Source organism: Stenotrophomonas sp. SXG-1, from assembly GCF_014083965.1.
GTDB lineage: Bacteria > Pseudomonadota > Gammaproteobacteria > Xanthomonadales > Xanthomonadaceae > Stenotrophomonas > Stenotrophomonas geniculata.
Map to the genome: position 1 here is coordinate 1,684,683 of NZ_CP046588.1, position 14,072 is coordinate 1,698,754.

Below are 14,072 nucleotides of genomic sequence, written 5' to 3' on the forward strand. Positions count from 1 at the left end.
GGTCGGCGGGCGGCTCGGGGGCCGTGGCAACCGTCGGCAACCCAATAAGAACAATAAACAGGAGTGTGCAATGTCCAAGGGGCAATCGCTGCAGGATCCTTTCTTGAACGCACTGCGGCGCGAGCGCGTGCCGGTTTCGGTGTACCTGGTCAACGGCATCAAGCTGCAGGGCACGATCGAGTCGTTCGACCAGTTCGTGGTCCTGCTGCGCAATACGGTCAGTCAGATGGTCTACAAGCACGCCATTTCCACGGTCGTTCCGGCACGCAACGTGAAGGTCGGTCCGGGCGGTGGTTACGTGCAGTCGGGTGAAGGTGGTCAGGCAGGTGATGAAGCAGACGAGTAATACCGGAGCGGTGAATGTTTGACCGCTCGAAGAAGGGCGAACACGCCCTGTTGATCCAGCCCCATTTCGGCAAGCTGGAAGACGATGTGCTGGAAGAATTCGGTGATCTGGCGCGCTCGGCTGGGGCCAGCATCGCCGCGACGATCACCGCACGCCTGGACCGTCCGAATCCGTCGACCCTGATTGGCAGCGGCAAGCTGGACGAGATCAAGGCCGCGGCCGATGCCAGCGGTGCCGACCTGATCCTGGTCAACCATGCATTGAGCCCGGGCCAGGAGCGCAACCTGGAACGCTTCCTTGAGCGCCGGGTGATCGACCGTACCGGCCTGATCCTGGACATCTTCGCCCAGCGTGCGCACAGCCACGAGGGCAAGCTGCAGGTCGAGCTGGCGCAGCTGCGCCACCTGGCCACGCGGCTGGTGCGCGGCTGGACCCACCTGGAGCGCCAGCGCGGTGGTTCGATCGGCCTGCGCGGCCCGGGTGAAACCCAGCTTGAAACCGACCGCCGCCTGCTGCAGAAGCGGGTCGAGCAGCTGCAGAAGCGCCTGGAAAAGGTTGAGGTGCAGCGTACCCAGATGCGGCGCGCGCGCGTGCGCAGCGAGTTGCCGCGCGTGGCCCTGGTGGGCTACACCAACGCCGGCAAGTCGACCCTGTTCAACGCCATGACCGGCGCCGAGGCGTATGCCGCCGACCAGCTGTTCGCAACGCTGGACCCGACCGTGCGACGCATCGCGGTCCCCGGCGGCAACGTGGTGCTGGCCGATACCGTCGGCTTCGTCCGTGATCTGCCGCATGACCTGGTCGCCGCGTTCCGCTCGACCCTGTCCGAGGCGCGCGAGGCCGATTTCCTGCTGCACGTGGTCGACGCTGCCGATCCGCATCGCGAGGAGCGCATCGCCCAGGTGGACGAGGTGCTGACCGCGGTCGGTGCCGGCGACTTGCCGCAGCTGCTGGTGTTCAACAAGATCGACCGCATCGACGGTGCCGACGTCCGCCACGATGGCCAGGACGGTATCCCGGATGAGTCGCGTCGCGAGCGGGTGTGGATTTCCGCGCGTGACGGGCAGGGCCTGGAGCTGTTGCAGGCAGTGCTGGGCAAACGTCTGGGCCTGCAGCATGTCACCGGCGAACTGCGACTGCCTCCGGATGCCGGTCGCCTGCGTGCACGCCTGCACCAGCTGGAAGTGATCCGCAGCGAGCAGGCCGATGAAGACGGCTGGCTGCTGCAGGTCGACCTGCCGATCGCCGAAGCCGAAAAGCTGGCCGCCAGTGTCGACGGCGCGCCGATCCGCGCGCTGCTGCCGGAGAAGCTGCCGGAGTGGTGAGCTAGCGGCCGATACCGGATAGTGCCGGCCGCTGGCCGGCAGTGCAGCCGCGCCGGAGGGCCGCGACATCCGCCTGTCATCTGCGGTACAACGTGCAGGCTCTTCATCCCACCGTCATGCCGATGTCCATCCCCACCGACGCTGAACTCAACGCCCAGTCCGCCGCGCTCGGGCAGCGCCTGCAGCAGGCCTCGCTGCAGCTGGTGACCGCTGAAAGCTGCAGTGGTGGCTGGATCGCCAAGTGCATGACCGACATCGCCGGTTCCTCGGCGTTCTTCGACTGCGGCATGGTGGTCTACAGCTACGAGGCCAAGCAGCGCCTGCTGGGCGTACGTGCGCAGACCCTGGAGCAGTTCGGTGCGGTCAGCCGCGAAACCGTGCTGGAAATGGTCTCCGGCGCGCTGGTCAATTCTGGTGCCGGCATCGCGGTGGCGGTGACCGGTATCGCCGGCCCCGGCGGCGGCAGCCCGGACAAGCCGGTGGGCAGTGTCTGGATCGGCTGGAAGCGCCGTGGCGGCTATGCCCGCGCCGAGCTGTTCCAGTTCGATGGCGACCGCGAAGCCATCCGCCGGCAAACCGTGGCGGCGGCATTGCGCGGTATCGACGCCCAGCTGTGACATGCTGCTCCGGTAATCGTCCGGAGCACGCATGATGTGGGAAACGCTGGGCACGGTCCGTGACCTGGGCCGACTGCAGGAAATCGCCGTTGTCCTGATCCGCTATGGCTTCGGCGACGTGGTGCGGCGCATCGGCCTGGCCACCACGCTGGAGCGGGCAGGGCGCCTGCTGCACTGGAACGAGGACCGCCAGGAGCTGCTGCGGATGACCGCACCGGTGCGCGTGCGCAGCGCGATGCAGGATCTCGGCCCGACCTTCGTCAAGCTCGGCCAGGTGCTGGCGACGCGCGTCGACCTGCTGCCACCGGAATGGATCGCCGAGCTGTCCGAACTGCAGAACGCGGTACCTGCGCTGCCGTATGCGGACATCCGCGAGCAGCTCGAAGCCGATCTTGGTGCGTCTCCGCAGGACGTGTTCGCGTTCCTCGACGAAACCCCGATGGCGGCCGCCTCGCTGGCGCAGGCCCATCGTGCGCGCCTGCATGACGGTCGCGAGGTGGTGCTGAAGGTGCGGCGCCCCGGCATCCGCGATGTGGTCGAGGCCGACCTGCGGTTGCTGGCCCGCCTGGCCGAGATCGTCGAGGCCCGACTGCCGGATCTGCGACGTTACCGCCCGGCCGAAGTCGTGCAGCAGTTCACCGTGTCGCTGCGCCGCGAGTTGGATTTCGCCGCCGAATGCCGCAATGCCGAGCGCATCGCGCGCAACTTCAATGGTCGTGATGACATCCTGATTCCCCGCGTGCACTGGCAGTGGACCTGCGAAAGCCTCAACGTGCAGGACTTCGTCGACGGCATTCCAGGGCGTGACCTGGCCGGTGTCGATGCGGCTGGGCTGGACCGCCGCGAACTGGCGCGACGCGGTGCCGACATCGTGTTGAAGATGGTGCTGGAGGACGGCAGCTTCCATGCCGACCCGCACCCGGGCAACATCATCTACCTGCGTGACGGCCGCATCGGCGTGATCGATTTCGGCATGGTCGGCGCCTTGTCGGAAGTGCGGCGTTTCCAGGTGGCTCAGCTGCTGCACGGGCTGGTCGAGCAGGACCCGCAGGGCGTGGCCGACGTGCTGCTGGACTGGGCCGGCGGTGTCGAGGTGGACGAGAACCGGCTGCAGCACGACATCAGCCAGTTCGTCGACCAGTACCGTGGCGTGCCGCTGAAGGACCTGCGCATCGGCCTGATGCTGGGCGACATCACCCAGCTGCTGCGCAGCTACAGCCTGACCCTGCCGGCTGACCTGGCGTTGATGATCAAGGCGTTCCTGACCCTGGAAGGGATGGGGCGGCAGCTGGACCCGGATTTCGACATGGCCAGCGCCGCGCGCCCGTTCCTGGAGCGGGTGGTGCTGCAGCGCTATGCCCCCACGGCGCTGCTCAAGCGTGGCCGACGCAGCCTGCTGGGCCTGGTCGACTTCGCCGGCGAACTACCGCGCGACCTGCGCAAGCTGGTACAGGCAGCGCGCCGTGGGCGCCTGCAGCTGAAGGTGGAAACCACCGCACTGCAGGGCTTTGGCGAACAGGTGAACCGGGCCGCGAACCGGCTGGTAATGGGCATCGTCACTGCTGCGCTGATCATCGGCTCGTCGATCGTGATGCACAGCGTCGGTGGCGTCTCCAGCCGCTGGCTGCTGGCGTTGGGGGTCTGCGGCTTCATCGGCGCCGGCTTCTGCGGTGTGTGGATCCTGTTCTCTATCTGGAGAAGCGGCAAGCACAACTAGTGTGCTTGCCGCAGCGATTCCTGTAGAGCCGAGCCATGCTCGGCTGCTCTTGCCCAGGTCAGCCCAGACATTCACCACATTGCCGAGCACGGCTCGGTACTACAGATGTCGCCGTGTCGTCTCCGGCACTTGCAGTCCTGTGAGTTAGTAGTAATACTACTAATCATGGACCTGACCGACACCCAGCAGGCGATCCTGCAGTTGATCGCCGAGCGTATCGAGAGCGAAGGCGCACCGCCGTCGCAGACTGAAATCGCACGTGCGTTCGGCTTCAAGGGCGTGCGCGCGGCCCAGTACCACCTGGAGGCCCTGGAGCAGGCCGGTGCGATCCGTCGCATCCCGGGCCAGGCCCGCGGCATCCGGCTGGTGCAGGCGCCGCCGGTCGAGAAACTGGCCGAGCCAGGCCTGCCCGACAGCGTGCTGCGCCTGCCGGTGCTCGGCCGGGTTGCGGCGGGCCTGCCGATCGGCGCCGATATCGGCTCGGACGATTTCGTGGTGCTGGACCGGGTGTTCTTCTCGCCAGCGCCGGACTACCTGCTGAAGGTGCAGGGCGATTCGATGATCGACGAGGGCATCTTCGACGGTGACCTGATCGGCGTGCACCGCACCCGCGACGCCCATTCCGGGCAGATCGTGGTGGCCCGCATCGATGACGAGATCACCGTCAAGCTGCTGAAGATCGCCAAGGATCGTATCCGCCTGCTGCCGCGCAACCCCGACTACAAGCCGATCGAGGTGCAGCCGGACCAGGACTTCTCGATCGAAGGCCTCTATTGCGGCCTGTTGCGACCCAACCGTTGACCCGTTCCATAGCGCATTACCCCGCGGTCTTTTGTGGCGATTCTCTGGTTCCACTGAGGTTGGAACGGATGTCCGATAATTCTTTTCAGAGCGCCGGGCAGAATCTCAGCCTGTGCGATACGTCCGACTTAAAGTGAGCCCATGGCAAAGAAGACCCCCAAAGACAGCACCTCCAACGACACGACCTCTGCAAGGACCCAACCGATGGACGAGAACAAGAAGCGCGCCCTCGCTGCAGCTCTGGGCCAGATCGAAAAGCAGTTCGGCAAAGGCTCGGTGATGCGCATGGGCGACCGCGTGGTCGAGCCCGTCGAAGCCATCCCGACCGGTTCGCTGATGCTCGACATCGCACTGGGCATCGGCGGTCTGCCGAAGGGCCGTGTCGTCGAGATCTACGGGCCGGAATCCTCGGGCAAGACCACGCTGACCCTGCAGGCCATCGCCGAATGCCAGAAGATGGGCGGCACCGCGGCCTTCATCGACGCCGAGCACGCGCTGGACCCGATCTACGCCGCCAAGCTGGGCGTGAACGTGGACGACCTGCTGCTGTCGCAGCCGGATACCGGTGAGCAGGCGCTGGAAATCGCCGACATGCTGGTCCGCTCGGGTTCGGTCGATATCCTGGTGATCGACTCGGTCGCCGCACTGACCCCGAAGGCCGAAATCGAAGGCGAGATGGGCGATCAGCTGCCGGGCCTGCAGGCCCGCCTGATGAGCCAGGCGTTGCGCAAGCTGACCGGCAACATCAAGCGCTCCAACACTCTGGTGGTCTTCATCAACCAGCTGCGCATGAAGATCGGTGTGATGATGCCGGGCCAGAGCCCGGAAACCACCACCGGCGGCAACGCGCTGAAGTTCTATGCCTCGGTGCGCCTGGACATCCGCCGTATCGGCGCGATCAAGAAGGGCGACGAGATCATCGGCAACCAGACCAAGATCAAGGTCGTCAAGAACAAGCTGGCGCCTCCGTTCAAGCAGGTCATCACCGAGATCCTGTACGGCGAGGGCATCAGCCGCGAGGGCGAGCTGATCGACATGGGTGTGGATGCCAAGCTGGTCGAGAAGGCCGGTGCCTGGTACAGCTACGGCGAAGAACGCATCGGCCAAGGCAAGGACAACGCCCGCGGTTACCTGCGCGACAACCCGACAGTTGCTGCGAAGCTCGAAGCCGAGCTGCGCGAGAAGTTCCAGCCGACCGAAGCCAGCCGTGAGGAAGGCGACGACGAAGGCGACGACGAGTAAAGCTTGCTGTGGGGCAGGGCGGCGCCGTCAGTGACGTCGCCCTGTCCCGCAGGTTCGAATCGCCCAGGGATGGGCTGGGCGCCACGGATGGCGCCACCCTTGGAGTACGCATGTCCGACGCCGACGACATTCCCAACGGTCGCAAACGCCGGCCGCGTGAGCAGACCCCCGTGCAACGGGCGCTGGGCCTGCTGGTTCGCCGCGAGCACTCGCGCAAGGAACTCACCCGCAAGCTGACCGCACGCGGCATCGAAGACGATGCGGCGCAGGCGGCTGTCGCCAAGCTCACCGAGGCCGGCTGGCAGGACGACACCCGTTTTGCCGAGAATCTGGTGCGGATGCGTGCCAACACCGGCTATGGGCCGATCCATGTCCGCGCCGAGCTGGGGACCCACGGCCTGGACAGTGCCGCGATTGCCGCGGCGATGGACAGCTACGAAGGCGACTGGCAGGAAAACGCCCGTGACCTGGTCCGCCGACGCTTTGGCCAGGCCGGCCCGCAGGACCTGACGCAGCGGCGCAAGGCCGCCGATCTGCTGGCCCGACGCGGCTTCGACGGCGACAGCATCCGCCGCGCGACCCGCTACGACCCGGATGACTGAGACTGGCGGCGCCGGGCCTGATACCCTTTAGGTTTTCGGCGGTCCCTCGCGACCCTGGCCAATGCGGCCGGTGGTCCGGGCCCGCCGGCCCGCAGACTGCCAGCCCCCCAATGAACGCATCCGCCAAATTCACGACTTCCCAGATCCGCAGCGACTTCCTTGAATTCTTCAAGGGCAAAGGCCACACCATCGTGCCGTCGGCGCCGCTGGTGCCGGGCAATGATCCGACCCTGCTGTTCACCAACTCCGGCATGGTGCAGTTCAAGGACGTGTTCCTTGGTGCGGAGAAGCGCAGCTATGTGCGCGCGGCCGACGTCCAGCGCTGCCTGCGCGCCGGCGGCAAGCACAACGACCTCGACCAGGTCGGCTACACCGCACGCCACCACACCTTCTTCGAAATGCTGGGTAACTGGTCCTTCGGCGACTACTTCAAGAAGGACGCGATTGCCTGGGCCTGGGAACTGCTGACCCAGGTCTGGAAGCTGCCGGCCGAGCGCCTGCTGGTCACCGTCTACCAGACCGATGACGAAGCCTACGAACTGTGGCGCGACATGGTCGGCATTCCGGAAGCGCGCATCGTGCGCATCGGTGACAACAAGGGCGCGCCGTTCGCTTCGGACAACTTCTGGCAGATGGCCGACACCGGCCCGTGCGGCCCGTGCACCGAGATCTTCTACGACCACGGCGACCATATCGCCGGTGGTCCCCCGGGATCCCCGGATGAGGACGGCGACCGTTTCATCGAGATCTGGAACCTGGTGTTCATGCAGTTCGACCGCCAGCCCGACGGTACCCTGGTGCCGCTGCCGGCGCCGTGCGTGGATACCGGCATGGGCCTGGAGCGCCTGGCGGCGATCCTGCAGCACGTGCACACCAATTACGAGATCGACCTGTTCCAGGCCCTGATCCGTAAGGCCTCCGAGCTGACCGGCACCGCCGACCTGGAAAACAAGTCGCTGCGTGTGATCGCCGATCACATCCGTGCCTGTTCGTTCCTGATCGTCGATGGCGTGCTGCCTTCCAACGAAGGCCGTGGCTATGTGCTGCGCCGTATCATCCGCCGCGCCCTGCGCCATGGCTGGATGCTGGGTGTGCGCCAGCCGTTCTTCAGCAAGCTGGTGCCGACCCTGGTCGAGCAGATGGGCGAGGCCTATCCGGAACTGCCGGCAGCGGTTGACACCGTCACCCGTGCGTTGCAGGCCGAGGAGGAGCGTTTCGCTGAAACCCTCGACGCCGGCATGAAGATCTTCGAAGACGTCGCGGGCAAGGCCAGCAATGGCGTGATCCCGGGCGTTGACGCCTTCCGCCTGTACGACACCTATGGCTTCCCGCTCGACCTGACCCAGGACATCGCCCGCGAGCGCGACCTGACCGTCGACATCGCCGGCTTCGATGCTGCGATGGAACAGCAGCGCGAAACCGCACGTGCGGCCGGCAAGTTCGGTGGCGGCGTGACCCTGCCGGCCGAGCTGGTGGCGACCCTGAGCCCGACCCGGTTCCTCGGCTACGACCGCCTGCAGGCCGACGGCCTGACCGTGCTGGCCGTGCTGAAGGACGGTCGTCCGGTGCAGTCGGCCGATGCCGGTGACGCAGTCATCGTGATCACCGACCAGACCCCGTTCTACGCCGAATCCGGTGGCCAGGTCGGCGACACCGGCGTGCTGACCGGCAACGGAGTGCGCCTGGCGGTGGACGATACCCAGAAGTTCGCCGGCCAGTTCCATGGCCACGTCGGCACCCTGTCCGACGGCGGCCTGAAGGTCGGCGACGTGCTGTCCGGCCAGGTCGATGGCGAGCGCCGCGGCGCCACCATCCTCAACCACTCGGCCACCCATCTGCTGCATGCCGCCCTGCGCGAAGTGCTGGGCACCCACGTGCAGCAGAAGGGCTCGCTGGTCGCTCCGGACCGCCTGCGTTTCGACTTCTCGCACTTCCAGCCGATCAGCGCGGAAGAGCTGGCTGTGATCGAGCGCAAGGTCAACCAGCAGGTGCGCGCGAACAACGCTGCCGAAGTGCACAACATGGGCATGCAGGAAGCGCTGGACTTCGGCGCCATGGCCCTGTTCGGCGAAAAGTACGGTGAGCACGTGCGCGTGCTGAAGATGGGTGACTACTCCACCGAGCTGTGCGGCGGTACCCACGTCAACCGCACCGGCGACATCGGCCTGTTCAAGATCACCTCCGAGGGCGGTGTCTCGGCTGGCGTGCGCCGTATCGAAGCGGTCACCGGCCAGGGCGCCCTGGACTACGTGGACGCCGAAGAGGCCCGCCTGGCCGAGGCCGCCGACCTGCTCGGTGGCAGCGCTGCCGACGTGGTCGAGAAGATCCGTGCCCTTGGCCAGCGCCAGAAGCTGCTGGAGCGCGAGCTGGAGGCCGTGAAGGCCAAGGTCGCCGCCGGTGCCACGGCCGACCTGTCCGGCCAGGCTGTCGAGGTTGCCGGCGTGAAGGTGCTGGCTGCCCGCCTGGAGGGCTTCGATGCCAAGGCCCTGCGTGACGCCATGGACCGCCTGAAGCAGCAGCTGGGCGATGCGGTGATCGTGCTGGCCGGTGCCCAGGACGGCAAGGCTGCCCTGGTTGCGGGTGTGAACGGCAGTGCAATGGGCAAGGTCAAGGCCGGGGAACTGTTGTCCCATATCGCCAGTCAGATCGGGGGCAAGGGCGGCGGACGCCCGGACCTCGCCCAGGGTGGTGGCGAGGACGGGCCCGCCCTTGCCACTGCGCTGGCTGCAGTCGTCGAATGGGTCAGCCCCCGCCTGTGATGAACCTGGCCGTCCCCCTCCTTGTAGGAGCGGGACGGCTGACGGTACCATTGCGAATCTTTTCCCTTTGTCGTGGTAGCGCTTCTTGACGGAGCGTCAAGCCGGTGGGGGATACCCTTCCACACGGTTCCATGGAGACTTACAAAAATGTTGATCCTGACTCGCCGCGTCGGCGAAACCCTGATGATCGGTGACTCGGTGAGCGTCACCGTGCTTGGCGTCAAGGGTAACCAGGTGCGTATCGGCATCACCGCGCCGAAGGACGTCGCTGTGCATCGCGAAGAGATCTATCAGCGCATCCAGCGTGGTGATGAAGCCGGTGGCACCGGTAGCGAAAATTCTGCCGAATAACGCTTTACCTTCGCACTCGATTAACGTTATGATTCACGCCCCGCTGAGGTGCAACGCACCAGACGCGGAGAAAACCCCGGAGTGATGCCCGAGTGGCCGAAGGGGCTCCCCTGCTAAGGGAGTATAGGGTCAAAAGCTCTATCGAGGGTTCGAATCCCTCTCACTCCGCCAGATACAAAGAAGCGCCTGCAGATCCTCGATCTGCAGGCGTTTTTCTTTGTTCAACGCGGTAATACACGGCTGCGCCGCACCGACGTTGTGCAGGCCTAGTGGGTGGTGCCAGCCGCGTCCTGCCCGACTTCGGGCGAGGAATAGAGCCTGGGCTCCGGCACCGCATGACCCGGATGAGCGGGCGGCGCAATGCCGCTTGGCGTTTCGCGCCAGAGAATTGCCAGTGTGCAGTCATTGGCACGTTGCCTGCACATTCTTTCCGCTTTGCGTTGTGCGGCGTCCGCCGTCTTTTCCCCAAGTGCAAAGCCCATGGCGACGGTGCCGGTAGCGATCGCCGAATATCCCACCGCGGTGGTCGTGGCAGTCTGCGCACAGTTGCGGGACCGAACGGCGCAGTGCTGCAGTGCGCGCTGCATCGCAGCCGACAGCGTGCTGTGGTTCATGGCGTAGCCGTAGCGGCCATCGTCGTCGTAGACGATGGCGGAGGCCGCGTTGGCGCCGGATGACAGGCACAGCAACAGGCCAAGTGACAGGGGGCGCATCCAGTTCATTCCCATCTCCATTTTCTGCTGATGGTGGATCAGACCGGGTTTGAAGCGCAACGTTGCCGCCACTACGCCGAGCCCGCAGTTCATCGAACCGCGGGCGGCGCCATCGGTTGACCGTCAGAGCCTCACCGTCACCCCCACCTGGAAACCACGCCCCGGCAACGGCGCGATGTACTTCAACGGCGAGTTGTGCGGGCGTGCTTCTTCATTGAGCAGATTGCTGCCGTTGACGAACACCTCCATGCCGGCGATGTAGCTGTTGCGTACCGGCAGCTCACGGCTGACCTGCAGGTCGACCAGGTTGAAGGCATCCAGTGGCACTTCCTCGCTGACGTTGCGGCCGAGGTACTTCTGCGTGTCGTAGTAGGTGCTGGACAGCTGCGCCTTCCAACCCTCGCGTTGCCACTGCAGATTGGCGCCGTAGCGGTTGGTCGGCATGTTCGGCAGGTACTCGCCGTCGTTGTGGGCACGCAGCGAATCGGGGTGATCGGCCTTGTTCTTCACCAGGTCGGCGAAGGCGGAGATGTTCAACGTGCCATAGCGGCCAAGGTCCAGGGCCTGCGATGCGTCGATCTCGAAGCCCTTCACCGTGGTGTCGGTCTGCTTCCAGTATTTCAGCGGCAGGCGGTTGGCGGTCTGCACGCCCGAGTAACCCAGGTACAGATAGTTCTCGTACTTCATCCGATACGCGGTGGCCGACAGTTCGAACCCTCCGATATGGAACAGGCCGGTCAGCTCCAGGTTTTTCGCGCGCTCTGGCTCGAGGTTCTGGTTGCCTTCTTCCTGGGTCATCACCGAGTAGTGCGCGTTGCTCGCATACAACTCATTGATCTCCGGTGCGCGCTGCGAGGACGAGTAGCGCACCTTGGCGGCGAACAACGGACCGAGCTCGACGTACGAACCCAGGCCGTAGCTGTTGAGCCGGTAGGAACGATCCTGCAGTTTCGTGTTGGCGGCATTGCGCGCGGTCTTGAAGCGGCTTGGTTGCAGGTCATGGTCAATGCGCTCGTGGCGCACGCCAGCGTCGAAACTGGCCCAGCCGAAGTCCAGCGTCTCCTTCAGGAACACCGCGTTGCTGCGGGTGTCGACGTCAGGCAGGTAGCGCAGCGAGCCGCTGCCGGTGACATCGCGCGACTGGTGGCTGTAACCGAGCAGGCCGCTGAGTGGACCGACGCGCTGATGGCTCAGCAGCAGTTCGGCCTGGGTGCTCTCGAAATCGTAGTCGTTGGCCCGGGTGGCACCCAGCCGTTCGCCCGAGGTGTTGTCCAGCTTGGAAACACGCAGTTCGGCGCGCTCGAACCACGGCAGCGGGTCGCGCAACAGGGCTTCCAGTGCGTAGCGTTCCTGCTTGATCACCACGCCCACCGGCAATGCGTTGGCGTAGTTGGAACCGAACGACAGGTTCTGCATCGAGAACCCGGGCACGCCGTATTCGCTGTCCTTGGCATCAATGCTGACACCCACGTAACCACGGTCGAAGAACAGGGTCGACCCGAACGCCACCTGCGAATTGCGCGCGTAACTGTTGCCCAACCGGTGATGGTAATCGGGCGTCACATCATTGTTGATCTGCTTCTGTACGTATGACGGCGTGCCGGCGACATAGGCCGGATTGACCGGATTGATATAGGTACGGCGCTGCCAGACCGAAGTCGGGTTGTTGGTGTAGAACGAGAAATCACCATCGGCCCAGTCCGGGTTCTCGGTCATGAACTGGTCGATGTAAGGTTGCGAGGCCTTGTTGTAGATCTGCTGGACGCGCGCCTCCTTCTGGCAGCTGTCGGCCAGCGCCGAGTTGACGCCGCCGGTCGGCGGAAACAGTCGGGTGTTGCAGACACTGGCCTTGCTGTTGCCGGGGATGTCGTAGTGCGAGATGCGCTGCCGAGAGACCTGCAGGTTGGTCGAGAGGTTGCGCTGGTTGTTGAAGTTCATGCGGAAGCCCTGCGCGTCGGCGGCATTGAAGCCCTTGCGCAGGACCAGTTCCATCGACTGGTCCTTGTCTTCCATGCTGCGCGAGATCAGGCCCGGATCGATCTCCACGCTGCCTCCGATCGCATTGCCGCCGTAGCGCACGGTGTCGGAGGACTTGTTGACGGTCACACTGCGTACGAACAGCGGATCGAACGGAATGTTGATGTCGCCGCTGATCGCGTTCATGCCGAGGATGGACTGGCCGTCCTGCAGGATCTGCACGCGGTTGCCGCTGAGGCTGCGGATGACCGGAGCGCCCGCGTTTGGCCCGAAGGCGCTGCTCTGCACGCCGGAGACGTGTTCGAGCAGGCCGCCGAGGGTGCGGTTCTGCGCCTGTGGGTTGTCGACAGTGACCCGGGTGTCGATGCGCGAGGGCTGGGAGGCCTGGACCTGGAGGGTGGGGAGGGTGGGTTCGTCCGCGGCCTGGGCGGTGTGGACGGCGAACAGAATGGCAGCAGCAAGCAGGTGGCGACGCATGGCATGATCCGTGAAAACAAGGTGAAATGTTATAATGTAACTATTTGTATCGACAAGGGCGAAATGGGCCTTGCGGCAGGCGGTGGATATGAGAATGGTTCTCATATGAAAATGCGGGACGATCCCCTCTGGTCCCATCATGCTCAACCTCACCCTTGCCGACCTTGATCGCCTGGGCCGCAGCAGCGGCTTCCGCTATCGCCTGCCGGCGTCGGCCGCCGATCTGTCGGGTGAACAGTGCGTGGTGCAAGGCAGGGTGGAGCAGCGTCGCCTGCGCCCGGGCATGACCCTGGCGCTGTCGGACGTGATCGCCCATCAGCCGTTCGAGGCAACTTCGGAATCGCCGCCGGCCTTCTCGGCGATCGTGATGCTGGAGGGACGCGCAGGGGCGCGGCTGGCGGGGCAGGCAGTGATCGGCATGAACCCGGGTGCCGGCACGATGGTGCTGGCCGAGGCAGCACCGATGACCGCGATTCATCCCGCCGGGCAGCGGATGCGCAGCCTGAATGTCTCGTTGGACGCACCTGCCGGGATTGACGACCCGATGATCAGCGAACTGCTATCCACCGCGCATCGCACCGGTCACCCGCGGTTACGTGGTTGGCAGGTTCCCGGGCATCTCGAGCACGCCGCTGACCAGCTGCTGTCGGGCAGCTGGCACGGCGCGATGCATGCACTGCTGTGCGAGAGTATCGGCCTGCAGATGCTGGCCCTGGCGCTGGGGGCGCCTGCGAGGGAGGCATCGCCGGACCTGCGTGTTTCAGCACGTGACCGCCGCATGCTGCAGCGGGTGATGGATTGCCTGCAGGCGGCTCCAGCCGCCGACCATTGCCTGGAGGATCTGGCGCGCCTGGCCTGCATGAGCCCAAGCAGCCTGCGCCTGAAGTTCCAGCAGGTGTATCAGTGCTCGGTGTTCGGCTGGCTGCGCGAGCATCGCCTGCAACTGGCCTGCGCACAGCTGCGGCAGGGCTGCAGCGTACAGCAGGCCGCGCATTTCGTCGGTTATCGACATGCCACGAATTTCGCGACCGCGTTCCGTGCGCGCTACGGCATCGCGCCCAGCCAGCTGCGCTGACGCCGGATCAGCGTCGGCAGTGTGCATACATCTGCTGCGTCTACGCATACGTGTGCTCACGCTCAAATGA

The 14,072-nt window shown here is 65.3% G+C and carries 12 protein-coding genes and 1 tRNA gene; 11 read left to right on the forward strand and 2 right to left on the reverse strand.

What is annotated here, in order from left to right; translation table 11 throughout:
* The first annotated feature begins 70 nt into the window (after window positions 1-70).
* The 10 genes from hfq (at window position 71) to GOC52_RS07860 (ending at window position 9,931) form a co-directional block, all read left to right on the forward strand.
* The gene (gene hfq / locus GOC52_RS07815; RefSeq protein ID WP_004152891.1) at window positions 71-346 is read left to right on the forward strand and encodes an RNA chaperone Hfq; all 276 of its coding nucleotides are present in this window, start codon (window positions 71-73) and stop codon (window positions 344-346) included.
* A 14-nt stretch (window positions 347-360) separates the two neighbouring features.
* Window positions 361-1,671, forward strand: a complete 1,311-nt coding sequence (hflX, locus tag GOC52_RS07820; RefSeq protein ID WP_010484248.1) for a ribosome rescue GTPase HflX — start codon at window positions 361-363, stop codon at window positions 1,669-1,671.
* 122 nt (window positions 1,672-1,793) lie between these two features.
* Entirely contained in the window at window positions 1,794-2,288 is a 495-nt protein-coding gene (locus GOC52_RS07825; RefSeq protein WP_010484249.1) for a CinA family protein, read from the forward strand.
* A gap of 34 nt (window positions 2,289-2,322) precedes the next feature.
* Window positions 2,323-4,005: a 2-polyprenylphenol 6-hydroxylase gene (gene ubiB / locus GOC52_RS07830; RefSeq protein ID WP_029550825.1), complete on the forward strand. Its 1,683-nt coding sequence runs from the start codon at window positions 2,323-2,325 to the stop codon at window positions 4,003-4,005.
* A 165-nt stretch (window positions 4,006-4,170) separates the two neighbouring features.
* On the forward strand, window positions 4,171-4,806 hold the full coding sequence (gene lexA / locus GOC52_RS07835) for a transcriptional repressor LexA (RefSeq protein ID WP_010484251.1): 636 nt from the start codon (window positions 4,171-4,173) through the stop codon (window positions 4,804-4,806).
* Window positions 4,807-5,010: 204 nt separating this feature from the next.
* The gene (gene recA / locus GOC52_RS07840; protein ID WP_010484252.1) at window positions 5,011-6,048 is read left to right on the forward strand and encodes a recombinase RecA; all 1,038 of its coding nucleotides are present in this window, start codon (window positions 5,011-5,013) and stop codon (window positions 6,046-6,048) included.
* Between the two features lie 110 nt (window positions 6,049-6,158).
* Window positions 6,159-6,650, forward strand: coding sequence for a recombination regulator RecX (gene recX / locus GOC52_RS07845; RefSeq protein ID WP_043402468.1), 492 nt, complete (start codon window positions 6,159-6,161; stop codon window positions 6,648-6,650).
* Window positions 6,651-6,760: 110 nt separating this feature from the next.
* Window positions 6,761-9,409, forward strand: coding sequence for an alanine--tRNA ligase (gene alaS / locus GOC52_RS07850; protein WP_010484254.1), 2,649 nt, complete (start codon window positions 6,761-6,763; stop codon window positions 9,407-9,409).
* 147 nt (window positions 9,410-9,556) lie between these two features.
* Window positions 9,557-9,760, forward strand: a complete 204-nt coding sequence (gene csrA / locus GOC52_RS07855; RefSeq protein WP_004152909.1) for a carbon storage regulator CsrA — start codon at window positions 9,557-9,559, stop codon at window positions 9,758-9,760.
* Window positions 9,761-9,838: 78 nt separating this feature from the next.
* A tRNA-Ser gene (locus GOC52_RS07860) sits at window positions 9,839-9,931 on the forward strand.
* A 95-nt stretch (window positions 9,932-10,026) separates the two neighbouring features.
* On the opposite strand, the gene GOC52_RS07865 is transcribed toward GOC52_RS07860, so the two are convergent.
* Window positions 10,027-10,482 carry a DUF4189 domain-containing protein gene (locus GOC52_RS07865; protein WP_032953406.1) on the reverse strand — a complete coding sequence of 152 codons (456 nt, stop codon included), beginning with the start codon at window positions 10,480-10,482 and terminating at the stop codon, window positions 10,027-10,029.
* 114 nt (window positions 10,483-10,596) lie between these two features.
* A complete protein-coding gene (locus tag GOC52_RS07870; protein ID WP_134958760.1) occupies window positions 10,597-12,927 on the reverse strand; it encodes a TonB-dependent receptor in 2,331 nt (776 codons plus the stop codon).
* A gap of 139 nt (window positions 12,928-13,066) precedes the next feature.
* Between GOC52_RS07870 and GOC52_RS07875 the strand changes: the two genes are divergently transcribed.
* Window positions 13,067-14,002 carry a helix-turn-helix transcriptional regulator gene (locus GOC52_RS07875; RefSeq protein WP_043402458.1) on the forward strand — a complete coding sequence of 312 codons (936 nt, stop codon included), beginning with the start codon at window positions 13,067-13,069 and terminating at the stop codon, window positions 14,000-14,002.
* Window positions 14,003-14,072 lie beyond the last annotated feature (70 nt).